Origin of the sequence: Bradyrhizobium sp. 4 (assembly GCF_023100905.1) — a bacterium.
In the GTDB taxonomy this organism is placed as follows: domain Bacteria; phylum Pseudomonadota; class Alphaproteobacteria; order Rhizobiales; family Xanthobacteraceae; genus Bradyrhizobium.
Map to the genome: position 1 here is coordinate 932,219 of NZ_CP064686.1, position 25,312 is coordinate 957,530.

General features: G+C 62.3%; 23 protein-coding genes and 2 pseudogenes. 23 read left to right on the plus strand and 2 right to left on the minus strand.

The window, feature by feature from the left end:
- Positions 1-8: 8 nt before the first annotated feature.
- From fdxB to IVB45_RS04390, 10 genes and pseudogenes are all read left to right on the plus strand, one after another.
- A complete protein-coding gene (gene fdxB / locus IVB45_RS04345) occupies positions 9-293 on the plus strand; it encodes a ferredoxin III, nif-specific (protein ID WP_247359570.1) in 285 nt (94 codons plus the stop codon).
- 1,177 nt (positions 294-1,470) lie between these two features.
- Positions 1,471-2,760: a cytochrome P450 gene (locus IVB45_RS04350; RefSeq protein WP_247359599.1), complete on the plus strand. Its 1,290-nt coding sequence runs from the start codon at positions 1,471-1,473 to the stop codon at positions 2,758-2,760.
- Between the two features lies 1 nt (position 2,761).
- Positions 2,762-3,070, plus strand: coding sequence for a ferredoxin (locus IVB45_RS04355; protein ID WP_247359572.1), 309 nt, complete (start codon positions 2,762-2,764; stop codon positions 3,068-3,070).
- A pseudogene (locus tag IVB45_RS04360) lies at positions 3,057-3,892 on the plus strand (SDR family oxidoreductase). The gene IVB45_RS04355 and the pseudogene IVB45_RS04360 overlap by 14 nt, the downstream one beginning before the upstream one ends.
- A 5-nt stretch (positions 3,893-3,897) precedes the next feature.
- Positions 3,898-5,235, plus strand: a complete 1,338-nt coding sequence (locus IVB45_RS04365) for a cytochrome P450 (RefSeq protein ID WP_247359573.1) — start codon at positions 3,898-3,900, stop codon at positions 5,233-5,235.
- Between the two features lie 148 nt (positions 5,236-5,383).
- Positions 5,384-6,382, plus strand: coding sequence for a polyprenyl synthetase family protein (locus IVB45_RS04370; RefSeq protein ID WP_247359600.1), 999 nt, complete (start codon positions 5,384-5,386; stop codon positions 6,380-6,382).
- A gap of 281 nt (positions 6,383-6,663) precedes the next feature.
- Positions 6,664-8,214, plus strand: coding sequence for a hypothetical protein (locus tag IVB45_RS04375; protein WP_247359574.1), 1,551 nt, complete (start codon positions 6,664-6,666; stop codon positions 8,212-8,214).
- Positions 8,211-9,112, plus strand: a pseudogene (locus tag IVB45_RS04380) (hypothetical protein). The gene IVB45_RS04375 and the pseudogene IVB45_RS04380 overlap by 4 nt, the downstream one beginning before the upstream one ends.
- An 85-nt stretch (positions 9,113-9,197) precedes the next feature.
- The gene (gene fni / locus IVB45_RS04385) at positions 9,198-10,247 is read left to right on the plus strand and encodes a type 2 isopentenyl-diphosphate Delta-isomerase (protein WP_247359575.1); all 1,050 of its coding nucleotides are present in this window, start codon (positions 9,198-9,200) and stop codon (positions 10,245-10,247) included.
- A 1,151-nt stretch (positions 10,248-11,398) separates the two neighbouring features.
- Positions 11,399-11,608 (plus strand): hypothetical protein, encoded by a 210-nt coding sequence (locus tag IVB45_RS04390; RefSeq protein ID WP_247285936.1) that lies wholly within the window; start codon positions 11,399-11,401, stop codon positions 11,606-11,608.
- 726 nt (positions 11,609-12,334) lie between these two features.
- On the opposite strand, the gene IVB45_RS04395 is transcribed toward IVB45_RS04390, so the two are convergent.
- A complete protein-coding gene (locus tag IVB45_RS04395) occupies positions 12,335-12,925 on the minus strand; it encodes a hypothetical protein (RefSeq protein WP_247359576.1) in 591 nt (196 codons plus the stop codon).
- 328 nt (positions 12,926-13,253) lie between these two features.
- On the opposite strand from IVB45_RS04395, the gene IVB45_RS04400 reads away from it, so the two are divergent.
- From IVB45_RS04400 to IVB45_RS04460, 13 genes are all read left to right on the plus strand, one after another.
- Positions 13,254-13,574 (plus strand): iron-sulfur cluster assembly accessory protein, encoded by a 321-nt coding sequence (locus IVB45_RS04400; protein WP_018457691.1) that lies wholly within the window; start codon positions 13,254-13,256, stop codon positions 13,572-13,574.
- A 39-nt stretch (positions 13,575-13,613) separates the two neighbouring features.
- Positions 13,614-13,907: a NifU family protein gene (locus IVB45_RS04405; RefSeq protein WP_247359577.1), complete on the plus strand. Its 294-nt coding sequence runs from the start codon at positions 13,614-13,616 to the stop codon at positions 13,905-13,907.
- An 18-nt stretch (positions 13,908-13,925) separates the two neighbouring features.
- The gene (gene nifS, locus IVB45_RS04410; protein WP_247359578.1) at positions 13,926-15,119 is read left to right on the plus strand and encodes a cysteine desulfurase NifS; all 1,194 of its coding nucleotides are present in this window, start codon (positions 13,926-13,928) and stop codon (positions 15,117-15,119) included.
- Complete coding sequence (gene nifT, locus IVB45_RS04415) at positions 15,116-15,337, plus strand: putative nitrogen fixation protein NifT (RefSeq protein WP_018457694.1); 222 nt, start codon at positions 15,116-15,118, stop codon at positions 15,335-15,337. The genes nifS and nifT overlap by 4 nt, the downstream gene beginning before the upstream one ends.
- 491 nt (positions 15,338-15,828) lie before the next feature.
- Entirely contained in the window at positions 15,829-17,928 is a 2,100-nt protein-coding gene (locus IVB45_RS04420) for a prolyl oligopeptidase family serine peptidase (RefSeq protein WP_247359579.1), read from the plus strand.
- Positions 17,929-18,318: 390 nt separating this feature from the next.
- Positions 18,319-18,558, plus strand: coding sequence for a hypothetical protein (locus tag IVB45_RS04425; RefSeq protein ID WP_247359580.1), 240 nt, complete (start codon positions 18,319-18,321; stop codon positions 18,556-18,558).
- Entirely contained in the window at positions 18,555-20,111 is a 1,557-nt protein-coding gene (nifB, locus tag IVB45_RS04430) for a nitrogenase cofactor biosynthesis protein NifB (protein WP_247299144.1), read from the plus strand. Before IVB45_RS04425 ends, nifB begins: the two co-directional genes overlap by 4 nt.
- Positions 20,112-20,126: 15 nt before the next feature.
- A complete protein-coding gene (locus IVB45_RS04435; protein WP_247299039.1) occupies positions 20,127-20,348 on the plus strand; it encodes a 4Fe-4S binding protein in 222 nt (73 codons plus the stop codon).
- A gap of 1,109 nt (positions 20,349-21,457) precedes the next feature.
- A complete protein-coding gene (locus IVB45_RS04440) occupies positions 21,458-21,778 on the plus strand; it encodes a nitrogen fixation protein NifZ (RefSeq protein ID WP_018457701.1) in 321 nt (106 codons plus the stop codon).
- Positions 21,775-22,014 carry a nitrogen fixation protein NifZ gene (locus IVB45_RS04445; RefSeq protein ID WP_018457702.1) on the plus strand — a complete coding sequence of 80 codons (240 nt, stop codon included), beginning with the start codon at positions 21,775-21,777 and terminating at the stop codon, positions 22,012-22,014. The genes IVB45_RS04440 and IVB45_RS04445 overlap by 4 nt, the downstream gene beginning before the upstream one ends.
- 11 nt (positions 22,015-22,025) lie before the next feature.
- A complete protein-coding gene (locus IVB45_RS04450) occupies positions 22,026-22,385 on the plus strand; it encodes a hypothetical protein (RefSeq protein ID WP_247299034.1) in 360 nt (119 codons plus the stop codon).
- 938 nt (positions 22,386-23,323) lie between these two features.
- Entirely contained in the window at positions 23,324-23,587 is a 264-nt protein-coding gene (locus tag IVB45_RS04455) for a hypothetical protein (protein WP_247359581.1), read from the plus strand.
- Positions 23,588-24,012: 425 nt separating this feature from the next.
- A complete protein-coding gene (locus IVB45_RS04460) occupies positions 24,013-24,162 on the plus strand; it encodes a hypothetical protein (RefSeq protein WP_247359582.1) in 150 nt (49 codons plus the stop codon).
- 328 nt (positions 24,163-24,490) lie between these two features.
- Here IVB45_RS04460 and IVB45_RS04465 read toward each other — a convergent pair whose 3' ends face one another.
- Positions 24,491-25,045, minus strand: a complete 555-nt coding sequence (locus IVB45_RS04465) for a peroxiredoxin (RefSeq protein ID WP_247341865.1) — start codon at positions 25,043-25,045, stop codon at positions 24,491-24,493.
- Positions 25,046-25,312: the final 267 nt, after the last annotated feature.

Here is a 25,312-nt window from a genome sequence, read left to right on the forward strand (position 1 = left end):
GGTTAGCCATGTCATTCAGGACCCGCGACGGTCGCAATTGGAGGCCGGACTACCTGGTTTCTATCGATCCCAACAAGTGTATCGGCTGCGGCCGCTGCTACAAGATCTGCGGCCGTGAGGTCATGACGCTGAAGGGGCTAAGCGAGGGTGGCGAGATCATCGATCTCGATGAGGACGACGATGAGCTCGAAAAGAAGGTCATGGTGCTGAAGGACGCAGGCGCTTGCATCGGCTGCAGCGCCTGCGCCCGGGTGTGCCCAACAAACTGTCAGACCCACACACCACCTGGTTGATTCAGCTTTCTCCGTCGAGATCGACGAGTGAGTTGTCAGATACAAGCTGGTAGGGAACTCCCAGATCCGACCTGTTCTGGCGTGAAGCCGGCAGTTGCCGAATCGGGCCGCGACCTCGCATGGACCGCCGGCGGCGAAGGCCAGCAGGATCGTGAAAACGACAATGCCGACACCTCGTTGAAGAGTGACTCGCCCTGCATCTCGACCTCGAGACTTCAGGTGCCTTTACATTTTGAGCGTACCCATGACCGCCACCGGATCGGTCAGGCTGATGAGGCCGCCAGACACGAGCGCCAAAGACAGCGGCAGCGACTAACCAAGGAGACCAGCGGGCTGCCAAAATAGAAAGCCAAGGATAAACGTCGACGTGATCGTGGCGAAGGTGGCAAGCTCGATTGGGGGCACGGCGCGGCTTACCAAGGTTGCGAGATCGACGTGGAGCGCTCCCCCGAAGAGCAAGAATGCTAACAGTTCCGGACATCGCGACGGACCTGAAGTCGATCTGGAGCACTGTCTTTGTTGGCGCTTCGAGCAGATGCGTGGCGACGAAGGCAGAGATCCCGCCTTTGCCTGACGCTTCTGGCTCGATTGCAAGGTTCGCGATAGTGATGACGAAACAGTGGATCAGCATACCGTAAGCCCTGTGCAAAAAAGCGGGCTTCGTGCCCCAAACCTTCATTGGGAACGCGTGTGCGCGGATCTCATTATGGCCTGCCTGCAACAGCAGTCCACTTGCGAGAGGCCGCATATATTCCAGCAACTGGAATCGTCATTCAGGAGAACTGATAAAGAAGGTGTCGCCAGTCTGGCGTCTGACGACTATCCGACACTGTTCTGTCGCCTTTGTTGGTCCGCGACACTGGCCTAGTTCGCGAGCTCTTGTCTGGCCTCAGGCTAATCCGCTGAAAGCAATCACAATCTTTTCCTTCTGCTGGGTCGGCCAAATTGGCACGAGTTTTGAAGCTCCTTCGTTGCGAGCCGGGAGCCGCCGACCGACCTTCATTTCGTGAATGACACCGCGATCGATGGAACGAAGAAAGAAAAGCAAAATGTCAAATCCGCATCAGACAGCATTCTATGGGAAGGGGGCCTCGGCGAAATCGCCCCGATGTTCTCAGCAGTTTGCCCGAGCGCCTGGCGCGCGCCGGTCGGATCAGCCAGCCAACAGGTAAGGAAGATGGACGTGCAAGAAACCACGGCAGCATGCCGGGACGCCTTCGCCGAACTGGCGTCGCCAGCGCGCACCCACGACCCGTATCCGTTTATGCGGTGGTTGCGCGAGCACGATCCGGTGCATCGCGCGGCGTCGGGCCTCTTTCTATTGAGCCGCCACGCCGATATTTACTGGGCGCTCAAGGCCACGGGCGATGCGTTTCGGGCACCAGCGCCGGGCGAACTGGCGCGCTATTTTCCGCGTGCGGCGACCAGCCGGTCACTCAATCTGCTGGCGTCTACAATAGCGATGAAGGACCCACCGGCGCATACGCGTCTGCGCCGGCTGATCTCGCGCGATTTCACCATGCGCCAGATCGAGAACCTGCGGCCGAGCATCGCGCGCATCGTCGCAGCGCGCCTGGACGGCATGGCGCCCGCGCTGGAGCGCGGGGAGCCGGTGGACCTGCATCGGGAATTCGCGCTGGCCTTACCCATGCTGGTCTTGGCCGAACTGTTCGGCATGCCCCAGGACGACATGTTCGGGCTCGCCGCCGTCATCGACCCCATTCTGAAAGGCCTGGGCCCGCACGCCAGCGACCCCCAGCTCGCCGCGGCGGACGCGGCCAGCGCCAGGGTGCAGGCCTACTTCGGGGACCTCATACAGCGTAAGCGCACCGATCCCCGCCACGACGTCGTGTCGATGCTGGTCGGCGCACACGACGACGATGCCGACACGCTGTCGGATGCGGAGTTGATCAGCATGCTTTGGGGCATGCTGCTGGGCGGCTTCTCAACCACTGCTGCGACCATCGACCATGCGGTGTTGGCGATGCTAGCGTATCCCGAACAGCGGCACTGGCTTGAGGGAGACGCCGTGGGGGTGCAGGCATTCGTCGAAGAAGTCCTGCGCCGCGATTCGCCCGTCATGTTCAGCACCACTATGCGGATCGCCCAGCGCGACATCGAATTGGGCGGCGTGGTGATCCCGAAGAACGCGGACGTGCGCGTGCTGATCGCGGCCGGCAATCGCGACCCGGACGCCTTCGCCGATCCCGACCGCTTTGATCCCGCGCGGTTCTACGGCACCAGTCCCGGCATGTCGACGGACGGAAAGATCATGCTGAGCTTCGGCCACGGCATCCGCTTCTGCGTCGGTGCGCAACTGGCCAGGGTGCAGTTGGCCGAGAGCCTGCCGCGGATCCAGGCGCGCTTCCCCACGCTGGCATTGGCCGAGCCGCCGACCCGGGAGCCCTCCGAGTTCCTTAGGACGTTCCGCGCGCTGCCGGTGCGGCTGCGTGGGCAGGGGGGCTGAGATGCGCGTCGTGGTCGACCAGGGTCTGTGCGCAACGACCGGGCAGTGCGTGCTGACGCTGCCGGGCGCCTTTCGCCAGCGCGAACCGGACGGCGTGGCCGAAGTGTGCGTGGCGACGGTCCCGCAGGCGCTACACGCCGCCGTGCGGCTCGCGGCCAGCCAATGCCCAGTCGCCGCCATTCGGGTCATCGAAAGCGACGTTGGCGATGATGAGCGCGCCAGCGCCGACCCTGCGCCTTCTCCGGGAGAGGCCGAGCGGCATGCCGCGAAAGAACAACGCAATCCAGGAGGACACGATGGCGCGGTTTGAAGGCAAGGTGGCCGTGGTGACCGGCGCTGGCGCCGGCATCGGCAAGGCAGCGCCCTCGCCATCGCGCGCGAGGGCGGCAGAGTGGTGGTGGCCCACATTGATGGCTCGGCGGGCATCGCCTGCACCGCGCAGATCGCGGCCGAAGCGGGCCACGCGGCTGGCCGTGGCCACGGACATCGCGGACGCGCAGTCGGTGGCAGCGCTGCTCGAAACGGCGGAGCGGCACTTCGGTGGGGTTGACCTGCTGGTGAACAACGCGAGCGACATGCATCTGACCCCGCGCCACTGCGCGATCGTCGACCTGGACCTGGCCGTCTCGGATGAGACCATGGCGACCAATCTGCGCGGCACGCTGCTCTGCTGCCCGCAGGCCATATCGCTCGCGGCGGTGGCGCGATCGTCAACATGGGGTCGTGGCAGGGGCTCAGCGCTGACCCCGCGCAGACGTCCTACGCCGCGTCGAAGGCGGCGATGAAAATGCTGTGGGCCTCGCTCGCCACCCAGTACGGTCATGCGCAGATCCGCTGGAACGCGATTGCGCCGGGTCTCGTCATGACCGAGCGTCTCCTCGCCAAGCTGGATGAGTGCATGCAGCGGCATCTGCGGCGGCACCAGCTCCTGCCGCGCGTCGGCTGCGCCGAGGGACGTGGCCGCGCTGGGGGCATTCCTGCTCTACGACGATGCTGCGTTCATCACCGGCCGGGTCGTGTGCATCGACGGCGGCATGCTGGGGCATGTGCCGACGTACGCCGAGCGTGGCAACAGCCGCGCCGCGCGGCCTGCCGGCACACCGCCGAAGCGGCCGCGGCGCCGCGCTGCTGACGGACATGCTGCTCAACCCGCTGGACCGTCGGCACCGGCTGCGGCACAACATCCCGGTCGTGCCCGGCGCTTTCCCCCTGGTGGGGCATCTTCCCGCCATCGTCTGCGACCTGCCGCGCCTGCTGCGGCGCGCGGAAGGGATGCTGGGCAGCCACTTCTGGCTGGATTTCGGCCCTGCCGGACACATGATGACCTGCGTGGATCCGGATGCGTTCGCACTGCTCCGGCACAAGGACGTGTCCTCGGCGCTCATCGAAGAGATCGCGCCCGAATTGCTTGGCGGAACGTTGGTTACCCAGGACGGCGGCGCGCACCGGCAGGCGCGCGATGCGATCAAGGCGGCGTTCTTGCCCAAGGGGCTGACCCAGGCCGGCATCGGCGACCTGTTCGTGCCCGTCATCCGAGCGCGGGTGCAGGCGTGGCGCGACCGCGGCGACGTAACTATCCTGCGCGAAACCGGCGACCTGATGCTCAAGCTGATCTTCAGCCTCTTGGGAATCGCCGCGCAGGACCTGCCGGAATGGCATCGCAAGTACCGGCAACTGGTGCAGTTGATCGTCGCGCCCCCGGTCGACCTGCCCGGACTGCCCTTGCGGCGCGGCCGCGCCGCCCGCGACTGGATCGACGCGCAGTTGCGCCAATTCGTCCGCGACGTGCGCGCGCATGCCGCGCGCACCGGGTTGATCAACGACCTGGTGAGCGCCTTCGATCGCAGCGATGATGGGATGTCCGATGACGTCCTGGTCGCCAATATCCGCTTGCTGCTGCTTGCCGGTCACGACACCACTGCCTCGACGATGGCCTGGATGGTGATCGAGCTGGCGCGGCAGCCTGTGCTGTGGGACGCCCTGGTCGAGGAGGCGCAACGCGTGGGCGCGGTGCCGACCCGGCACGCGGACCTGGCGCAGTGTCCGGTCGCCGAGGCGCTGTTCCGCGAGACGCTGCGCGTGCATCCGACGGCCACGCTCCTGCCGCGTCGCGCGCTGCAGGAATTGCAACTCGGCCAACGGCGCATTCCCGCGGGCACCCATCTGTGCATCCCACTGCTCCATTTCTCGACCTCGGCGCTGCTGCACGAGGCGCCTGATCAGTTCCGCCCGGCGCGGTGGCTGCAACGCACGGAGCCGATCCAGCCGCTGGACATGCTGCAGTTCGGTACCGGCCCACACGTCTGCATCGGCTACCACTTGGTATGGCTGGAACTGGTGCAGTTCTGCATCGCCTTGGCGCTGACCATGCACAAGGCCGGGGTGCGACCGCGGTTGCTCAGCGGCGTCGAAAAAGGCCGGCGCTATTACCCAACCGCACATCCGTCCATGACAATCCGCATCGGCTTCTCATGAGCTGGCATCGCATCACCGTGTGGGGAGGCAGCGGCGCCGGCGACGGGCGGCATTGCTGCACTGAGCGCGTCCGCTCGGTGCGACGCCGGCAACACCGCGGCGGCTCGGCGCTCGCCGTGGCCGTGTCAGGTACAAGGACATGAACAACATGCAGACCGGTTCTACGCTACACGACGACCGAACTGGCGTTTCCGCGCTCGGCGGATTGGGCGCGCAGGTGCGCGGCGCATCCGGCAGGCTGCTGCCGGAGATCTGGATGCAGGACGGCGCAAAGCGGGTCGAACAGGCGTTGGCGCGTCTTCTCTGCGCCGAAGACGATGGTGAGGCCGAGCTGATGGCGGCGATGCGCTACGCCACCTTGAATGGCGGGAAGCGCACCCGCGCCTTGCTCTGTCTGGCTGCCGGCGCACTGGCCGACACGCCGGCGCACATGCTCGACGACATCGGCGCCGCCATCGAGATGATCCATGCCTGTACCCTGGTCCACGACGACCTGCCCGCGATGGACGACGACGTGCTTCGCCGCGGCCTTCCGACCGTGCACGTCAAGTTCGGCGAAGCCACTGCGATCCTGGTCGGCGATGCGCTGCAGGCGCACGCCTTCCTGACCCTGGCGAGCCTGGATGTGCCGGCCGACAACCGTATCGCGCTCGTGCGCGAACTGGCGCAGGCGGTGTCCGCCGAGGGTGCCGCAGGCGGGCAGGCCATGGATCTGTCGCTGGTCGGAAAGCACGTCGAGCTGGACAGGATCGTGGCGATGCACCGGATGAAGAGCGGAGCGCTAGTGCGCGCGTCCGTTCGCATGGGCGCGCTATGCACCATCGCCGAAGATGCCGTGCACGCTGCGCTGTACTGTGGGCTCGATCGCTACACGGCCTGTTTCGGCCTGGCATTGCAGGTGGTCGACGACATTCTCGACGCGACAGCTGATACCGCGACGCTGGGCAAGACCCCCGGCAAGGACGCGGCGGCGCAGAAGCCGACCTGCGCGTCGATCATGGGGCTGCAGGCAGCGCGCCAGTTCGCGCTGGATTTATTGCGCGACGCCGGAGAGGCCATCGCCCCACTGGGGCCGCGTGCGGAACGGTTGGCGCAGATGCTGCAGCGGGCCAACGCGTATCTGTTCAAGCACGCGCCATGCGCATGAGCGCGCCCGTCTGCGTGGAGTCGCCCCTGTGCCGCTGCGATCGGCGGGCGGGAGCGGTGCATGCTGCACCGTGTCCGAGTCCGCGGCGCCAATCGCAGCGGTTGCCCAGAACGGCCGCGGCGCGCTGCGCGCAAGCCTATGCGGCGGACCGGCGCCAGCATCGGCGCGTCGCCGCACCGGAGCAGGGCGACCGTCCGGCGCTGCCCATGCGCGGGGCCGCGACGGGCCCGCGGCGACGTGCGCGGCGTCTGCCCGGACCGTCTGCAGAAGGAACATCCCGAGTGAACGCGCTTTCCGAACAGATCCTTTCCGAATTGCGCCACCTGCTGAGCGAGATGAGCGACGGCGGCAGCGTCGGCCCGTCGGTCTATGACACGGCGCGAGCTCTACAGTTCCGCGGCAACGTCACCGGTCGGCAGGACGCATACGCATGGCTTATCGCGCAGCAACAGGCCGATGGCGGATGGGGAAGCGCGGACTTCCCGCTGTTCCGCCATGCGCCCACTTGGGCGGCGTTGCTGGCATTGCAGCGTGCCGATCCTCTTCCCGGCGCTGCCGACGCAGTCCAGGCTGCAACACGGTTCCTCGAGCGCGAGCCCGATCCCTACGCGCATACGGTGCCGGAAGACGCGCCGATCGCCGCGGAGCTGATCCTGCCGCAGTTGTGCGGCGAGGCCGCATCCTTACTGGGCGGCGTGGCGTTTCCGCGCCACCCGGCGCTGTTGCCGTTGCGGCAAGCGTGCCTGGTCAAGCTGGGGGCGGTAGCGACGTTGCCGAGCGGCCATCCGTTGCTGCACTCCTGGGAAGCCTGGGGAACCTCGCTGACCATCGCATGCCCGGATGACGACGGCAGCATTGGCATCAGTCCGGCGGCCACCGCCGCGTGTCGTGCGCACGCCGTGACACAGGGGAGCACGCCGCAGGTCGGGCGCGCCGACGCGTATCTGCTGGCGGCATCGCGGGCGACGCGCAGCGGCATCGAAGGTGTCGTTCCCAACGTCTGGCCGATCAATGTGTTCGAGCCATGCTGGTCGCTGTACACCCTGCATCTGGCCGGGCTGTTCGCGCATCCCGCGCTCGCCGAGGCGGTGCGCGTGATCGTCGCGCAGCTCGACGCGCGCCTTGGCGTGCGCGGTCTGGGCCCGGCCTTGCACTTCGCGGCCGATGCGGACGACACCGCCGTTGCGCTGTGCGTCCTGCGCCTCGCAGGCCGCGACCCGGCGGTCGATGTGTTACGCCATTTCGAAGTCGGCGAGCTGTTCGTCACCTTCCCCGGCGAGCGCAATGCCTCGGTGTCGACCAACATTCATGCCCTGCATGCGTTGCGACTGTTGGGAAAGCCCGCCGCCGGGACCAGTGCCTACGTCGGGGCCAATCGCAACCCGCATGGTGTATGGGACAACGAAAAATGGCACGTTTCGTGGCTGTATCCCACGGCGCATGCGGTCGCTGCGCTGGCGCAAGGCAAGCCCCAGTGGCGCGACGAGCGCGCGCTGGCGGCGCTGCTGCAGGCGCAGCGCGACGACGGCGGCTGGGGCGCCGGTCGCGCGTCCACATTCGAGGAAACCGCCTATGCGCTGTTCGCGTTGTACGCAATGGACCGGAGCGAAGAGCCGACAGGGCGCCGGCGCATCGCGCAGGCGGTGGCGCGTGCGCTCGAGTGGATGCTCGCCCGCCATGCGGCGCATGCATTGCCGCAGACGCCGCTGTGGATCGGTAAGGAACTGTATTGCCCCACCCGGGTCGTGCGCGTGGCCGAACTCGCCGGGTTGTGGCTGGCGCTTGGTTGGGGGCGGCGCGTCGCGGCCGAGGGAGCAGGAGCGGCGCCATGATCCAGACCGAACGCGCGCTGCAGCAGGTGCTGGAGTGGGGGCGTTCCCTGACCGGGTTCGCAGACGAGCATGCCGTGGAAGCGGTCAGGGGCGGCCAGTACATCCTGCAGCGCATCCAGGCGAGCCTGCGCGACACCAGCGCCCGCACCGGCCGCGATCCGCACGACGAAACGCTGATCGTGGCGTTCTATCGCGAACTGGCGCTGCTGTTCTGGCTCGACGATTGCAACGACCTTGGCCTGATCGCGCCGGAGCAGCTCGCTGCCGTGGAGCAGGCGCTGGGGCAGGGCGTGCCGTGCGCGCTGCCCGGATTCGAGGGCTGCGCTGTGCTGCGCGCTACGCTGGCCGCGCTCGCCTACGATCGTCGCGACTATGTTCAGCTTCTTGACGATACCCGGTGCTACTGCGCGGCGCTGCGCGGCGGACACGCGCAGGCGGTAGGGGCGGAACGCTGGTCCTACGCCGAGTACCTGCACAACGGCATCGATTCGATCGCCTACACGAACGTGTTCTGTTGCCTGTCGTTGCTGTGGGGGCTGGACATGGCGACCTTGCGCGCGCGTCCGGCGTTTCGCGAGGTCCTGCGGCTCATCTGCGCGATAGGGCGCCTGCACAACGATCTGCATGGACGCGACAAGGACAGGTCGGCCGGCGAGGCCGACAACGCGTCGATCCTGCTGCTGCAGCGCTATCCGGCTATGCCTGCGGTGGAGTTCCTCAACGACGAGCTGGCCGGCCATACGCGCATGCTGCACCGGGTGATGGCGGAAGAACGCTTTCCCGCGCCGTGGGGACCGTTGATCGAGGCCATGGCGGCCATCCGCGCGCAGTACTACCAGACCTCGAGCAGCCGCTACCGCAGCGACGCTGCGGGGGAGGCCAGCGTGCGCCGGCCTGAAGGCGCGGGAGGCGGCGGCGTGCGCGCGCTGCCGTCGGTCCGATCCGACGCAACGCCGTCGCCCGATGCGACGGACGGAGCGAGCATGAGCGACACCGCCCTGAGCCGGCGCAAGGACGACCATCTGGACATCGTGCTGGACCGACGAACGGCGCCGGCCACGATCGCCCCCGGCTGGGAGTACGTCCGTTTCGAACACTGCGCATTGCCCGAGTTGGACCTGACGCAGATCGACCTGCGCGCCTCGCTGCTGGGCAAGATCATGCGCGCCCCGCTGCTGATCAGCTCCATGACCGGCGGCACGTCACGCGCCGAGGCCATCAACCGGCATCTGAGCGAGGCAGCGCAAGCCTTGGGGATTGCCATGTGCGTCGGTTCGCAACGCGTGAGCCTGCAATCCCGCAACTCCCAGGGGTTGACGCGCGCGCTGCGCCGCCTGGCCCCAGACATTCCGTTGCTGGCCAATATCGGCGCCGCGCAACTGCGCGAGGCCGACGGCCTGGACCTGGCGCGCCGCGCGGTGGATGCGCTGGAGGCCGATGGACTCATCGTCCATCTCAATCCGCTGCAGGAAGCGCTACAGCCGGAGGGCGACCGCGACTGGCGCGCCGTCCTGGCGCAGATCGCTCGCGCGGCGCGCAGCGTGGGCGTGCCGATCGTGGCCAAGGAAGTGGGGTCGGGCCTGTCCGCCTCGGTGGCCTGTGCGCTCGTTGCGGCGGGCGTGGCGGTGATCGATGTCGCCGGCGCCGGCGGCACCAGTTGGGCCGCGGTGGAGGGCGAGCGCGCCCGCGATGCCGCCGACCGTACAGTGGCAATGGCGTTCGCCGATTGGGGGCTTCCGACCCCAGCCAGCCTGCAGGCGGTACGTGAGGCGCTGCCAACGGTGAAGCTGATCGCGTCGGGCGGGATCCGCGACGGCGTCGACGTGGCCAAGGCCATTCGCCTGGGCGCGGACATCGCCGGGCAGGCGGCCGGCGTGCTGCGCGCGGCTACGGTATCCACCGAGGCGGTTGTCGCGCATTTCGAGATCGTCATCCGCCAGTTGGCCGTCGCCTGCTTCTGCACCGGCTCGGCTGATCTGGCGGCGTTGCGTCACGCGCGCTTGTTGCCATCGGCGCATCTGCCCGCCGGTTGATGGCGGCGTCGCCCGCACTTGCGGCGGGCGCCTAGTCTTACTCAGCTAGAAAGTCGCGGATGCGGGGGATTCGCGGTGCTGGCGGATTTGCTCGGGTGCTGCTTCGTGATCAGGGAGGCGCCCCGCCATGCCCGACTGGACAGCCGAGAGTGAAGCCGCATTCGGCGCCTATGTCGATGCTTTGATCGGGGTGATCGGCCACGCCGAACGAGCTGAGCCTCTGACGGGGCCGGAACTAGGTGCGCCGGGAGCCCGGCAAGGAGTAGATGGTGCAAGTCCATTGCAATGAAGGAGTAGCGATCGACCCCGAGTCATGGGCGATCCGTCGTGAGGAGACCGGTAATTTCTGTGGTGTCAAACAAGGGTTGTTAGGCTCAAGCAGTCCCGTCAGCATCGTTTTGAGACCAAGCGATGGCGGTGGAATGATCGAGGGCCGGAACGAATTTGACGACAAATGCCGGAAGGAGGTCCGCACAGACATAGACAAAGAGCTGGGAGAGCCTGTTCGACGGCGACATCTTGCTTGTCGATGCGCCATACCAAGAAGATCATGGCAGCGCTGCAGAGCGCGTTCGTGAATCATGAGGCGGAGACTTATGCCCTTCTCGCCGGCTTTGCCCGGGCTGCCATACGCTCCGACCGGTCACCGACTACACGACACGCCGGATCCGAACCGTCTGCGGCTCCATTGAGGTTCGCAATCCCCGATGGATGCTGTGCCGCGAATGCCATCCAGGGCCGATCGAACGACACCGGAGCTGATGGAACTGATGGCGCGGCTTGAAAGCATGCTGCCCTACTGGCAGGCGCCAAAGGTGCTGGCCGATTCCTGCCCACTGAACCGACTGAGACGCATGCGATCGTGCGCAAGGTACGATCAGGATCGGCAAGCGGCTCGACGACCAGGTCATGCAGGAAATTGGCGTGCGAGGTCCCAAACGGATGACCGATGGCACCTTGAGATGCAGCTTCCCGGAGCTCGGCGCAAAGAGTTCGTCATCAGCATCGATACGGCGTACGTTCGTAGCGCTGATCAACATTCGGCGCGAATTTTCGAGCTCGTCGTGGCCAGATGCGCCCGCGGGGGACGGGAGAAAGGGGCGGTTGCTATTTCTTAACCGGCAGCACCGACCATCAGGCAATCCGCGATCGTGCTCTTCGCCCTCTCTAGGAAGTCGGAATATCGCGGCTTTGGGGATGTGACGGTGATCTCGGACGGGGCCGAAATCTTAAAGCGGCTGCCCCGCGCCATGCCGAAGCCAACGACCCACATCATCGACTGGTTTCATATTGCCATGGAGATCCAGCCCATACAGCAGATCGCCGATCGCATCGTACGATTCCGATCAGGCCCTTTTTGAGTGCTTCCAGCCATCGGCAGGGACGTCAGAACTGTGAAGTGGCGTCTCTGGCATGGGCGGGCGGCCGCGCGATCCGCGACCTGGAGCAACTTCCCAGGGCAGATTCAGTTGCGGCATGCTGCATAGCTTCGCTTCGTTCTCACAACATTGAAGACGTGCGGCCAAGTCTGCTCAGCTATCGCTTGGCCTGGCTCGACCAACCGGCACCCCGCCGTCGCGTTTTTACGGCTCTGCGGAATTGCATGTACGAGGCTTGACACTGGCTCACTGGGTTCTCTGGAACGATGCAAACGTGCGCGTTACTCAGTCCCCGGGTCGGTCTCCATCATTCATGGGCGCAGCTCGTCGATGACTTCGGCTGGCGAGCATCGAACGCGCGACATCTCTGCGCCACGCAGGCTGGCAAAGGCCTGGAGCACAGCGCCAAAGCCGAACCATACATCGGCGATCCGCCCTCTGAAATGTGACCGCGACCATCAGCCGATCAGCATTGGATTGTCCTGATCCCCATGGATGCAGTCAGGCGCACGGTCGTGGCCAGCCGCCCCTCAGTGCAGTTGACGACAGTGCTCTTGGCCGACACACGACCAGCAGAGTGGCGGTGTGATCTCCCGAAAGGGAGGCCGGTAGTCCATCACCAGGGTTTGTCAGAGCCAGTCCCGGTGAAGCGGGCGCAGTGACTCTCTCCGCGGCATAGTCGTCGAGCTGGCGAGAGAGAGGTCTGCCTCAGACGGGGCGGTTTTCGCTTCTGTTTTTCACCGGCTCCATTTTGGCCAGGCCGTCCTCGTATGAAACTTCCCTGTATGATTCACCGATGTCCTTGGCCGCGTCGAGCAGGTAGTCGAGCCTACCGGCCGTACCGAGCTTCTTGATGTCATTCTTGTCGACGCCGGCGAGGTCCATCATCTCCTTCCAGACAGTTGATTCGTCGCAAGGCAGAATGCGGAAGGTGATGTCGCCTATCTTGGTGCGGTACTTCGCCAGCAGATCAATGTTGTTGCAGAAAATGAAATAGCTGCCTTTGGGGCTCAGCCTGCCATCCAGAACCTTTGCAGCCTCAGGTAGATACGCGAACGAATGCAGATATCCGGCGAGGACTGGGATGGTCGGTTCGCCTTCCTGCGCGATTGCAAGAACTTGTTCAATGGAATAGTCCGGCGGTCGTTTTTCGTCGGCGAGCTGGGCTTGGAACTTCAGCGCGATGTCGCCCCGAAATCCAAATCGCCCCGGCTTCGTTGTCTCGGTCTTAAGCACCGCATTCAGCAACCGCCCCTCCTTGTCCAACTGGCCAAGAGCGGTGTTGTCGATCGACGTCATGGAAGGCTCCTCATCAATCTGTCGTGTACATGCATCGCCAATGCGGCGTGTCCGCTGACCTTATGCAAGTTGTTTGCCGTGCGCCCATGTCTGCAGCGACGCACACGGTAAGCGGCGGATTGGCGCAATGTGCAGGGATAATACGTGCTGGCACCATCACGAGGTCTCGGCCGGATAAGGGCGGGACGCCCGAAAACCGCCTGTCGCAAATCAGACAGGTCGCAAATCGAATGGTCGCCGCCTTCAAAACCAATGGACTTCAGCTGCATCTCGATTGGCATGGGATTTGCGAATTGTGCCTCCGACAGAAACTGAGAGCGAGCCAGAAATGATCAGCCTAACGGATAGCGCCATCAACGCACTGAAGGCCGCAATCTCCTCGACGGCCCAGCCGGCAAGCGGTTTGCGGGTCATGGTCGAAGGCGGCGGTTGCCAAGGGTTCACGTACAAAATGGGTCTTGCTCATGAGCCGGTCTCCGATGAGCCCGTGTTTGAGCAAGACGGGATCAAAGTCTTCGTCGACAAGGCGAGCCGGGCGCATCTCAACGGCACCACGATCGATTTCGTGGTGTCGCTCGAAGGATCAGGGTTCCGCTTCGATAACCCAAATGCCAAATCGAGCTGCTCCTGCGGCAAATCGTTCAGCTGAGTCGCCTTCGGACCATTCGCAATGGAAGGAGCATCGAACATGGGCCTGAAGGCTGAACGAACGAAGCAGTCTTCGAGTGCAGAGGCTTCCGATCGCGAGCGGATTGTCCGTGCCGTGCTCGATGAGATTCGGCCAAGCCTCAGGCGTGATCGTGGGGATTGTGAGCTCGTTGAAATCGAAGGCAACAAGATCATGGTCAGGCTCACCGGCGCCTGCATGTTATGCAAGCTTGCGAGAACGACGCTCGCGGCCATTCAGGCGCGCCTGATCGAGCGGCTCGGCGAGTTCGTCCGCCTGATCCCGCTCCCCGCAGCTGCCAAAGAGGGGCCTTAAGTGCAGAGCGGACAGTCCGTGCAGCCGATCTACCTGGATAACAACGCGACGACCCGTGCACATCCATCGGTAGTTGCGTCAATGCTGCCGTTCTTCTCTGGACAATTCGGCAATGCGTCGTCCGGGCATGCATTCGGCATTGAGGTTGCGCCCGCATTGAAACAAGCGCGCCGGAAGGTGCAGGCCCTCGTTGGCGCGGCATTCGATCACGAGATCGTCTTCACCTCGGGCGCGACTGAATCCGACAACACCGCGATCCTGTCCGCACTCGCCGTGCAGGAGGGACGCGACGAGATCGTCACTACGGCCGTTGAGCATCCAGCCGTGCTGTCCCTTGCCGAGGAGCTGGGCCGACGCGGAATCAAGACCCATGTCATTCCGGTCGATGCAAGCGGCCGATTGAACATCGAGGCTTATCGCAACGCATTGTCGAGGCGGACGTCAATCGCCTCGGTCATGTGGGCCAATAATGAGACCGGTACGATCTTTCCGGTGAAATCCCTCGCCAAGATGGCGCGCTCAGTCGGCGCGCTCTTTCACACCGATGCGGTCCAGGCGGTCGGGCGGATTCCGATTGACCTGAAGACTACGGACGTCGACATGCTGTCGCTCTCCGGCCATAAGCTCCATGGTCCGAAGGGGATCGGCGCGCTGTATGTGCGCAAGGACACCAGGTTCCGACCGCTGATCTTCGGCGGCGCACAGGAGCGGCATCGCCGCGCTGGCACCCAAAACGTTCCGGGCATTATTGGGCTGGGCAAGGCGGCGGAACTCGCTGCGGCACACCTCATACAAGAGCAGACGCAGATTGGCATGCTTCGCGACCGGCTGGAGCAAGGCATACTCGCTCTCGGCTGTTGCATCGTGCTTGGTGATATCAAGAACCGCTTGCCAAATACGTCCAACATCGCATTCGAGCATCTCGAAGCAGAGGCCATCGTCGACCACCTGAACCGCAACGGAATTGCCGCCTCGCTCGGTTCAGCCTGCGCGTCCGGCTCGATGGAGCCGTCCCATGTCCTGCGCGCGATGAGAGTACCACCGGCCCTTTTGCGCGGTGCGGTTCGCTTCTCGCTGTCGCGCGAGACGGCGCCGGATGAGATCGATCGTGTCCTGCAAGTCCTGGCGGACATCAATGCCAAACAGAGAGCCTTGTGGCGTGCGTGTCAGGAGCGCGCGGGCGAGAGCTCACAAGTTGCGGAGCTCCTATGAAGGTCATGATTCGCCGTTCGCCCGAGACGGGGCTTTCGATTTATGTGCCCAAGAAGGATCTTGAGGAGTCGATTGTCGAATGTGAGCACGAGACGCTGTGGGGTGGTTGGATTAGAATCGCGAACGGGTGGGTGCTCGACCTACCCGCGATGGCGAGTGACACCATCCTTCCAATTACGATCAATGCCAGGAAGCGCGGCGGCGAAGCAACCGAATGATGAATGCTGCGACTCCACAGAACCTCGCCAAACCAGCGGATGCGGAAGCTGTTCTTGGCGCAGCGGTCCGGCCTTTGCGAGGAAGGCCATCAATCCCTGGCTTTGGCTTGGCGTGGTCGAAGGTTCCAGCCGAACCTGCCGATGACTCCGGAAGCGGTCGAACCGTCCTTGGGACCCAAGATGGCGCCGACGCATGGTGTCAAACGCAATACTCGGCCTAGGCCTGCACTGTTGGGCCAGCGAGATGGCGTTGCCGGCGAGGCCTCGCGACGGCCCATTGTGCTGACATCGCCAGCCCGGTCGTTACATTCCGCACATCTTCACAGCGTCAGGCCAATCGCTGCAACTCCGCAAGATACAGTTTCGAGAGGATTGGATCTCGCACCGGGCCAAGTCGTAGCTTGCAATCGTGATGCAACGTTCGCGATGCAAATCCTTGAATCAGTCGAATTGCGCGAAGACTAAGGTTGTAAATGACGCATCGTCATACAATGAGCGTCGACGACTCGCGAACTGGAAGGCCAACGCCCTCCGCTCCTGACGATGATCCCTATCTGTGGTTGGAACAAATAGAAGGCGCGCGGGCGCTGAACTTCGTCGAACGGCAGAATAGCAGAACCCTGGAGGTGTTTGGCGGACCCGCAGCCGAACGAGACAGAGATGCGCTGACAGCGATTTACGACCGACCTGACAATATCCCCTATGTCAGCCGGCGCGGCGAGTATCTCTACAATCTCTGGAGGGACGCCAATAATCCACGCGGCCTCTGGCGGCGAACCACTCTGGAAGAGTATCGCAGGCTGAAGCCATCATGGGACATCCTGCTCGACCTCGATCAACTTGCGGTCAGCGAAGGCAAAGACTGGCTTCTGAACGCCACGGCCGCACCGCCTGGAGATCACTCGCGATGGATCTTGAGTCTATCGCGCGGCGGAAGCGATGCCGTCACCTTGCGTGAATTCGACTCAGACACGAAGCTCTTCATCCACGATGGCTTTGTCTTGCCGGAAGCCAAAGGCAGCGGCGTATGGCTCGATTTTGATACGCTGGTGTTGTTAAGCTCTCATGGTGACGGCATGGCCGCGACCACCGGCTATGCGCGCACGGTGAGGCTGTGGCGGCGTGGTACGCATGTTGACAACGCGGCAGTGATCTTTGAGACCAAGGCCGCTCATGTGTCAGTCGGTTGCAGTGTTGACGACACTGTCGTGCCGCCCAGGATCTGGTTCCTCGATGCGACAGACGTCTCCAATTGCGTGGTCTGGCTGGGCGATGAAACGGGAGCCAAGACGAGGCTCGATTTGCCAAGTAACATCTGGATGCGGTCGCATCGCAACTGGCTTGCCCTGAAGCCGCGCGAATCCTGGTCTGTGGCAGGGCACACCTATGCCGCGGATACGGTGCTCGTCATCGCGCTGCCGGCATTCCTGGCGGGCAGCCGCCAGTTCGAGATTCTCTTCGAGCCGGGCCCGCGCCGCGCGCTGCAGAGCTTCTTTTGGAGTGCGGGCAAGCTTGCGCTTTGTATTCTCGACGAACTCCGCCCAGTGTTCGAGATCTGCACGCCATCCGATCATCGCTGGAACCGCGAGCAATTGGGCGGGCTTCCTGATCTTGGCGTCGTTGACATCTGGTCTCTCGATCGCAATCCGTCCGAGAGCAATGGCGACTTGCTGGCTCACGTCGAGGATCCGCTCACCCCGCCGTCTCTCATCCTGCTGGAGCGGGGCGTGGGCAGTCCCGGCGTGCTGAAGCAGGCGCCGAAGACGTTTGCCGCGGAGCACTGCGTGGTCACGCGGCACGAGGCCGTCTCGATCGACGGTGAGCGAATTCCCTACCTACAGACCGGCCCGGTCAGACAGACCGGCAACGCGCCGGTCCATCTGAGCGGATATGGCGGGTTTGGAATGTCCGTGAAACCGTATTACAATTCCGCGCTCGGTAAGCTTTGGCTTGACTGCGGCGGCACCACGGTTCAGGCAAATTTGCGCGGCGGCGGTGAGTTCGGCACGCGCTGGCACGACGCCGGCCGGCTGGCCGGCAAGAGATTGTCGCATGACGATTTCGCAGCCGTCGCCGCCGATCTCGTTAAGCGCGGCGTGACACAGGCCAAGCGGATCGGGGCCGAGAGTGGATCGAACGGCGGCATCCTCATTACCAACATGCTAACGCGATATCCTGGGCTCTTTGGCGCACTGTTCTGCACCGTCCCGCTGATCGACATGCGCCGCTACACCAAACTGCTCGCCGGGGCGAACTGGCTTGCCGAATATGGCGATCCCGACAACGCTGAGGAGTGGGAGTGGCTGAAGACCTATTCTGCCTATCATGCTGCAAGACCCGGGCAGTCCTATCCACCGATCCTGATGGCCACCAGGCGGCGGGACGATCGCGTCCATCCCGGACATGCGCGCAAAATGGCAGCGAAGCTGCAGGCGATGGGCTATGAGGCTTATTTATACGAGCATGCCGCCGGCGGCCACGGCTGTGGCAAGGACAACAGGGAGCACGCCGGCTTGTTGGTGCTGGGTCTGCGTTTCCTGAAGAGCAGGATCGGCTGGCTGGATACCGAGGACGTCAGCCACGTAGTGTAGTTGTTGGACGGCAGTTCGTGCGATGTCGACCGAGGCGGCTGCAGCTTTACGAATCTGAGGTGTCCACACCCGCACCACCTATTCGAGATGCCTACCAACGTTTGGACGCACGGTCCAATTCGTGGCCGTCGGGACCCTGGGCACCAGGCGTTTCTCTTCACCTGCCCGACAATGCGTCCGGAGTGTCAGGAAGGGGCCCGCGTGATCTTCACGACATAGGTCGGTAACGGGTTTCTTGTCTGCATCTAGGAAGCATCGCCGGTTCAAGTTGTCCTTCAAAGCGCGTCCGGAACGTCTTTTGCGGATTGTGCTTTGCATACGCGTCACATTTCGGCGACAAGATCAACTTTCAACGACACCAGCCGCCATGCTCTTTGCTCAAGGGCATAGATGAACCAGCGTACCGCCGTCGTAATAGCGCTGCCGGGCGCTCTTGTGATCGCAATTCTGTCAGCTTTCGAACATGAGTTGATAAAACGGACATTCGAACGGACGGTGCCTAACTGCTTGGAGCGAAACACAAATACGTTTCTGGCAGGTATGGCACGCCAGTTGCTCTTGGCTTTTCAGAAACGACTCTGGGGATGCTTGCTGGAAGGATTCGGCTTGCGAAGAGAATTGGAAAAATGAGTACTTCAGCGCAACACCAGGTAGCCTGCGGCGGCGGCGAGATCAGCGAGACCATGCAAGTCATGGCTAAGCACAACAGCTGCGGTACGGTCGGTGGGAGCGGCAAGGCCAGGTGCCGATCTCAGGCCGGCATCGGCAATGTGCCAAATGAGGTCTGGGAAAAGGTGAAGAACCATCCCTGCTACAGCGAGGAGGCGCACCATCATTATGCCCGGATGCATGTCGCCGTCGCACCCGCCTGCAATATCCAGTGCAATTACTGCAATCGTAAATACGATTGCGCAAACGAATCGCGCCCCGGCATTGTCAGCGAGAAGTTGACGCCGGAGCAGGCCGCCAAGAAGGTGCTGGCGGTCGCTTCCGCCATCCCTCAGATGAGCGTGGTCGGCGTTGCTGGCCCTGGCGACCCCCTGGCGAATCCGGACAAGACATTCAAGACCTTCGAGCTCGTCAATAAACTCGCGCCAGATATCAAGCTGTGCCTCTCGACCAACGGTCTGGCGCTAGCTGATCATGTCGACACGATTGCAAGACTTAAGGTCGATCACGTGACGATCACGATCAACATGATCGATCCCGATATTGGCGCAAAAATCTATCCCTGGATCTTTTACCGCCACAAGCGCTACACCGGCATTGAAGCTGCAAGCATCCTCAGCAATCGGCAGCTCCAGGGCCTGGAGATGCTCACCGCGCGCGGCATCCTGTGCAAAGTCAACTCGGTGATGATTCCCGGGATTAACGATCAGCATCTGGTTGAGGTTAACAAGGCCGTGAAGTCGCGCGGCGCCTTCCTGCACAACGTGATGCCGCTGATTTCGTCACCCGAGCACGGCACCGTGTTCGGTCTCAGCGGGCAACGCGGCCCGACCGCACAGGAAGTGACAGCATTGCAGGATAGCTGCGAAAGCGAGATGAACATGATGCGTCACTGTCGCCAGTGCCGCGCCGACGCCGTCGGACTGCTCGGGGAGGACCGCGGCGCCGAGTTCACCATGGAAAAGATCATGGCCATGGACATCAAATATGATGAACAGGCCCGAAAGGAGTATCAGGCCAAAGTCGAGAAGGCGCGCATTGCAAAGCTTGCGGCCAAACAGGAGCAGCTTGCTGGGCTTGCCAGCGCGTCCAGCGAAATCAAGGTGCTGGTGGCGGTTGCAACCAAGGGCTCGGGATTGATCAACCAGCACTTCGGTCATGCCAAGGAGTTCCAGATCTACGAGCTCTCAACTTCGGGCGCAAAATTCGTTGGCCATCGTCCTATTCATTCCTATTGCCAGGGCGGCGATGGCGAGGACAGCAAGCTCGAAATCGCCATCGATGCCATCAACGACTGCCATGCCGTGCTCGTGTCAAAAATCGGCGGCTGCCCGAAGGCCGAATTGATCAAGGCCGGAATCGAACCGGTCGATCAGTACGCCTGGGAGTTCATTGATGGCTCGGCGATCGCCTGGTTCAAACTCTATCTCCATAAAGTCAATGAGGGGAAGATCAAGCACATTGAGCGGGTCGATCCGGCGGCCCGCCGCAATGCGCTGATTTCCGCCGCCTGAGGATGGGTTCAGACAATGCCGTTCAAGATCATCGCCTCGCAATGCACGGGCTGTTCGGCGTGCGAAACGCAGTGCCCGAACTTCGCTATTTCCGAGCGAGCCGGCGTTTTCCTGATCGATCCTGAGAAATGCACCGAGTGCGCCGCCTACTTTGATGAGCCCCAATGCGTGGCAGTTTGCCCGGTTGACAATACATGCGTGCTTGATACGGCGCTGCCGCGTCACCAGGCTGCTTGAGGGCCACGATGGATGTCACTACGACACTCGTTCAGAAACTCGGGCGGATGATGCTCCGCCTTCACGAGGCGCCGGCCACAACTTTCCCCTTCTCAGACCGGGTGGACGGCTCTCCCTGGTCGCTAACCTTTTCGCCAGTTGTCGACCCATATTCTGGCAACGCGTACGTTGGCGGGAGCGCTCGAGCTATTCCTGTCGACCCGAAGGCCGCTGTCTTGGGTGTCAAGGATCAATTTCGCCGATGGACCCACAAAGGGCTGACCCGTCTTCCACGATATCAATCCAGTCACGTGCGGCCATCATTGAACAGGCGATATTCATGCCCGAGGCCTTCTTCAGTTGGTCATCCGAGAGAGGGCGTCCTCACCGAGCCGTGTCTTGGTCGCACGGTATCGAGCCGGCTAAGCATCATCACAGGGCGACAGGGCTATCCTATCACCTCGATGAAGGTGCAGAAATACACCTGCGCCACGGCATGGCGTTCGGACCCGATCACGTGATGCGGAAACGAATTTCCTGCCACCGGTGCGGTCGGCGCCACCAAGTTGGAATTCGGCTGCTATGAGAGCACCTCGTGCGGGTCTTCCTGTTCTCGCTCAACGCCTATTGCCGACTTGCAGGTGCGTCTCGGGCAACCCGGCGAAGGACGGCAACTGTCGGAGGCTGCTGGGGCTTTGTCCGGCGGACGATGCTAGCGCCAAGGTGTTGTTGGGCGAGCGTATGGGCGGGACCGTGAGTGATCACGTCCACAATGCCCTCGGTTGCCGGGGTAATCAGGTCGACTCTGTCAGCTGTGCGCATCCCGCGCTGAAGCACGCGGCTCGCGGCCGGCTCAAGCACGCCCGGCTCGATGACAGACGCGCGTGCCGCGTCGATGGCTTCTTCAACATCAACGATGGGCTCACGGATAGTTGTCTCGATCGTCTCGATTTTAGGCTGCGGGCATTGACGTTGCTGCACCGGGATCCCGACAGGCTCATGCAATCCGTGACCCCAAGCGCCGCCGTGCGGGAATGGAGGGGGTCCATCGAGCATCATGATAGGGCGGTTCGTAAGCCCGGGCGCTCGCGAGGCGCGGTACAGTTGAACCATGGAGCGGGGACGGCAGCATGAGCAACATCGCCCGTGATAGTGACATCGTCGAGCTGACGGACGCCCCCTTCTTTGATTATGGTGACAACGTGCGGGCCAACCGCACCATCCGCAACGACGGCACCTATGTGGGCAAGGAGATCGGTGAGGTTCTGGTCAAGAAAGGGGAGCTTGGCTATGTCGTCTCGATCGGCACGTTCCTGCAACAATTTTATATTTATGGAGTCGAATTCCTCGGCTCCGGCAATCGCGTCGGCATGAAATGCAAGGAGCTCGATCTAGTCTCGCCAAGCCACGAAGGCGAGGAGCCGTTCTTGCCAGGAGCGGCACCCCGATGATCGAACCAAGATCGCCAAAATACCGGTCAGGCCAACGTGTCAAGGCGGCGATCGATCTGCTCAACGACGGTTCCTTTCCCGGCGCGTCGGCCGAAGAGTGTCTGGTCAGCGTCGGGTATATTGGTCAGATCGTCCAGGTCGGTCGCCATACGGGAGCGAATCTACCCATTTATATGGTCGACTTCGGCAAGCAGTTGGTGGTTGGCTGCCTCGAGGCAGAAATCTCTGCAGTCTAGGATATCGCGCAATGAACGCAGCAATCATCAGACGACATCATTCCGGATTGCCTGCGCATCCCAACGAGCTCGACCGGTGGCGGATCGTGCGCGCGCTGAAGAAGCGCGAGCACTACCGATATGTCTCGCCAAAGGTGACAGCGGTTGCTGGTGGCTATCTGGTCGAGAGCCCGTGCTGCTCAGGCAATATCAATGCGGAGGGCGGCCTCGTCGACGTCGCGCTGCTGCACCACGATCGGACTGCGGCGGCATGGCAGCTGCTCCGCAAAGATCACCGCAGGGGCCTTTGGGAGTGGCATTCAACCCATCAACGGCTTGGCCTGGCGACAGCGGTTCTGAACGCCGACCCTGAACGTTTGTTCTGGCAATAGATCGTTGAGATGGTGCTCGAAGGCGCCTTGACGGAGATCGAGTAGACGCTCGCCGCTATTCATACAGCCTCTGGGCCCTGCCTGACGCTCCGGCAGAAAGCTCCACATCTTGCCTGGATTTGTTGCGAGGCGTCCGAGATGACGCAGAATCCGTTCCGCCGGGTTGGAAGTTCGACCTGCATCTACTCGACAGTGAAGGTCACTGTTACAGATCACGAATGATCCGCAGCGCGCCGGCATTGTGCTGGCCAAGCGCTCTGGCAAATCGATCAAGCAATCGCCTGCCGGTGCCAAGCTCACACAGGACGGCTAGGCCCGCGGGTTGCTTGCCATGCCGTAGTGCCCGGCCCGGGAATATCACGATCAGGTCGCTCGCTCGTCCATCGGGTCCATAAGACGGGGACAGGCGATGGTCTCCCAGAACTGTTCGCTGAGGACGGAATCGCCTGGGAACGTCAACGTGGCTTATTAAACCAAGGATACTGCGGTAGATGAAGTTTGGATCAGCGAGCCGTGCTCGATCTGCTGACGAGGAATAACGCTCAGGCTTTGTAAGATGTGCCTTTGTGAGTACTCGCCCTTAGGTCCACCGCCGTGCACTCGCCGTGAAGGCCGGTTGATGATGCGCGCGCAAGTGAGGCAGTGCGACTGTCCCGGCCCATCCGCTCTCTCTAGTGCATCAACGTATTGGGGCTTGGAAATATCATACTACAAACTACTGAGTGAAGTCGGCGCGTTCAAGCAGAAGCGCTTTTCGAGTTGTTGTTTCGAAGACGCATCGAGTGTCCCATCTCTATCGCTTGCTTCCATGTTGAAGGCGCTGACGTGCACGTGGAAAATCAGGTTTGTCACGAATAAAGATCCAGATGACAGAGGACAAATTCGCGTGTAGTTCCGGTTCTTATCTCAAAGAGAAAAATCCGCTTGAATAGTTGTCGATGACCATTGATATGGTAATGGGAAGCAGTTGCGTCATCGCCAAAAACAAGACGCTACAAACAGATGTGCAAAGCGAAATCGGAGAACACGTGGCAAAAAGCACCAAGCGCAAAGAGTATAGTAAGGATGACGTCAAGCTGCTCAAGGCGCACTCAAAGGCCCGCACCCCTGTAGCTAGGGTTTCAAAGCTTATGAAGCGATCCGAGGGCTCTTTAAGACAGAAAGCACGTACCTTGGGGATTGGCTTGGGTCACCAGCGCTGAAATCCGCCTCAATGTTCGGAAATTGACCGGCGTGATGATCGAGACGGCCAGGCGGCTTACGACCGCCAGGCCACCCGATCGCTTCAGGTCCCTGCGCCCAAGGGTCAGCTCGCCATGAACGAGCTGACCGATTCCTGATAGACCGGCTCACTTGGCCTAAAACTCGTCGAGTCATGGTTTTAATCAGGGGTTGATAAGCCCGACTCGTTCGTCTCATAGTGCGGCTTACATCGGTCAATATAGATTTATCGAGCCCGGAAATACGGTCCGCGAGCGTGCCGGCGGATCATCATCCCGGCCGGTAGACGTCATTCGGCGCTGAGCTATCTCCCTCTGCCTCCATCCTTCTCGAGCCGCGACTACTGGAACCTAGTTGCCCGGAAGAGGGAGCTTGGCACGATTTTTCCGAGTCCGTGGGTGCCGGCATGTCGGCCTACAGCATTAGCGGCCTGCGGCTGACGCAGATCGCTCCGATGATGCTGCGGGCCGGCAAGGCGCAGAAAGAAGGGAATAGCCGCGGTCCGGCCTATGGCGACAACATAAAGGAACTCCGGCAGGAGATGTGCGTCCAGTAAGCGCAGAAGCGTACAAGTGTTTTGTATGTTCATGCGGAGCCGCCTCGGCATCCTCTTGTATGCGGGATTTGTTATGAGGTGAGCAAGAGCGGTGGTGAACCTTGTTCATCGTCATCATCGAGGCTGTTGATTTCGCCGCCGCGACTGCCGCGCGCGGACAGCGCGGCGGCCGCGGTAGACTCCATGGTGGCAATGAGAATTGAATTGCGTGCCGCACTCGCTAGCAGCAGGCCGCATTTGCGGTAAGATCGCCTGTATCCAGAAACGATTGAATATGACGTCCTTCGAATTCGGGAGCTGCTCCTTGCTGCACTTTCGATATGTTGTCTCAGGCAATTTTAAGCGTGTCGCCGCCGATTTCGCGGTTGCAAGGGCATAGCTCTTCCGTCTGTATCGCATCCAGAACGCGTAACGTGTCCGTCGGGCTGCGGCCGACATTGAGGCTTGTCGCATAGACATGCTGGACCGTGTTCTCAGGATCGACGATGAACGTGTAGCGATGCGCGATGCCATCACGCGATCGCACTCCAAGGCCATCGACCAGTGCGCCCTTGGTGTCCGCAAACTGCCAGATCGATAGACGGTGCAGATCCTTGTGCTCACGCCGCCAAGCGAGCTTGCAAAACTCGTTATCGGTCGAGCCACCAAGCACGATTGCATCGCGATCGGCGAAATGCTTGGACAGGCGAGCAAACTCAGCGATTTCGGTTGGGCAGACGAATGTGAAATCCTTCGGGTAAAAGAAGATGACTTTCCATTTTCCGGGGAAACTCCTCTCAGTCAGCGTCTCGAAGGCGCTCTGCCCGTTCTCCTCTGGCAGGTGAAACCCGGGCTTCACGCCTGTGATGTCGAACGGCGGCAACTTACTTCCAATTCCAGGCATATTGTCCTCACAGCATCGCGTCACACGGAAACAGCGTTCCGCGACTGGCAAAGCAAGCGATATGCCACCCCGCTGATGGCAAGTCCCATCATGCCGGTCGTGGAACATTCGCCTTTGATGATGGCGGTGTCCTCGGACCCTATCTGCACCGTGTGGTCTCCTCAATTGACTGGGCCCGGCATTCCCGTTGCGCGCTCCTTCGCCCGCCTCTCGCAGGGGAATCCACGCGCCCCGCTTTGTCGGTTTTCTGTCAGAGCCCTTGCCGCT

Bases quoted from the DNA above. Each gene is read 5' to 3' on its own strand.
- fdxB (WP_247359570.1), top strand. From the start codon at position 9: ATGTCATTCAGGACCCGCGACGGTCGCAATTGGAGGCCGGACTACCTG.
- IVB45_RS04350 (WP_247359599.1), top strand. From the start codon at position 1,471: ATGGACGTGCAAGAAACCACGGCAGCATGCCGGGACGCCTTCGCCGAA.
- IVB45_RS04355 (WP_247359572.1), top strand. From the start codon at position 2,762: ATGCGCGTCGTGGTCGACCAGGGTCTGTGCGCAACGACCGGGCAGTGC.
- IVB45_RS04365 (WP_247359573.1), top strand. From the start codon at position 3,898: ATGCTGCTCAACCCGCTGGACCGTCGGCACCGGCTGCGGCACAACATC.
- IVB45_RS04370 (WP_247359600.1), top strand. From the start codon at position 5,384: ATGCAGACCGGTTCTACGCTACACGACGACCGAACTGGCGTTTCCGCG.
- fni (WP_247359575.1), top strand. From the start codon at position 9,198: ATGAGCGACACCGCCCTGAGCCGGCGCAAGGACGACCATCTGGACATC.
- IVB45_RS04395 (WP_247359576.1), bottom strand. From the start codon at position 12,925: ATGACGTCGATCGACAACACCGCTCTTGGCCAGTTGGACAAGGAGGGG.
- IVB45_RS04400 (WP_018457691.1), top strand. From the start codon at position 13,254: ATGATCAGCCTAACGGATAGCGCCATCAACGCACTGAAGGCCGCAATC.
- IVB45_RS04405 (WP_247359577.1), top strand. From the start codon at position 13,614: ATGGGCCTGAAGGCTGAACGAACGAAGCAGTCTTCGAGTGCAGAGGCT.
- nifT (WP_018457694.1), top strand. From the start codon at position 15,116: ATGAAGGTCATGATTCGCCGTTCGCCCGAGACGGGGCTTTCGATTTAT.
- IVB45_RS04420 (WP_247359579.1), top strand. From the start codon at position 15,829: ATGAGCGTCGACGACTCGCGAACTGGAAGGCCAACGCCCTCCGCTCCT.
- IVB45_RS04425 (WP_247359580.1), top strand. From the start codon at position 18,319: ATGAACCAGCGTACCGCCGTCGTAATAGCGCTGCCGGGCGCTCTTGTG.
- nifB (WP_247299144.1), top strand. From the start codon at position 18,555: ATGAGTACTTCAGCGCAACACCAGGTAGCCTGCGGCGGCGGCGAGATC.
- IVB45_RS04435 (WP_247299039.1), top strand. From the start codon at position 20,127: ATGCCGTTCAAGATCATCGCCTCGCAATGCACGGGCTGTTCGGCGTGC.
- IVB45_RS04440 (WP_018457701.1), top strand. From the start codon at position 21,458: ATGAGCAACATCGCCCGTGATAGTGACATCGTCGAGCTGACGGACGCC.
- IVB45_RS04445 (WP_018457702.1), top strand. From the start codon at position 21,775: ATGATCGAACCAAGATCGCCAAAATACCGGTCAGGCCAACGTGTCAAG.
- IVB45_RS04450 (WP_247299034.1), top strand. From the start codon at position 22,026: ATGAACGCAGCAATCATCAGACGACATCATTCCGGATTGCCTGCGCAT.
- IVB45_RS04455 (WP_247359581.1), top strand. From the start codon at position 23,324: ATGACCATTGATATGGTAATGGGAAGCAGTTGCGTCATCGCCAAAAAC.
- IVB45_RS04460 (WP_247359582.1), top strand. From the start codon at position 24,013: ATGTCGGCCTACAGCATTAGCGGCCTGCGGCTGACGCAGATCGCTCCG.
- IVB45_RS04465 (WP_247341865.1), bottom strand. From the start codon at position 25,045: ATGCCTGGAATTGGAAGTAAGTTGCCGCCGTTCGACATCACAGGCGTG.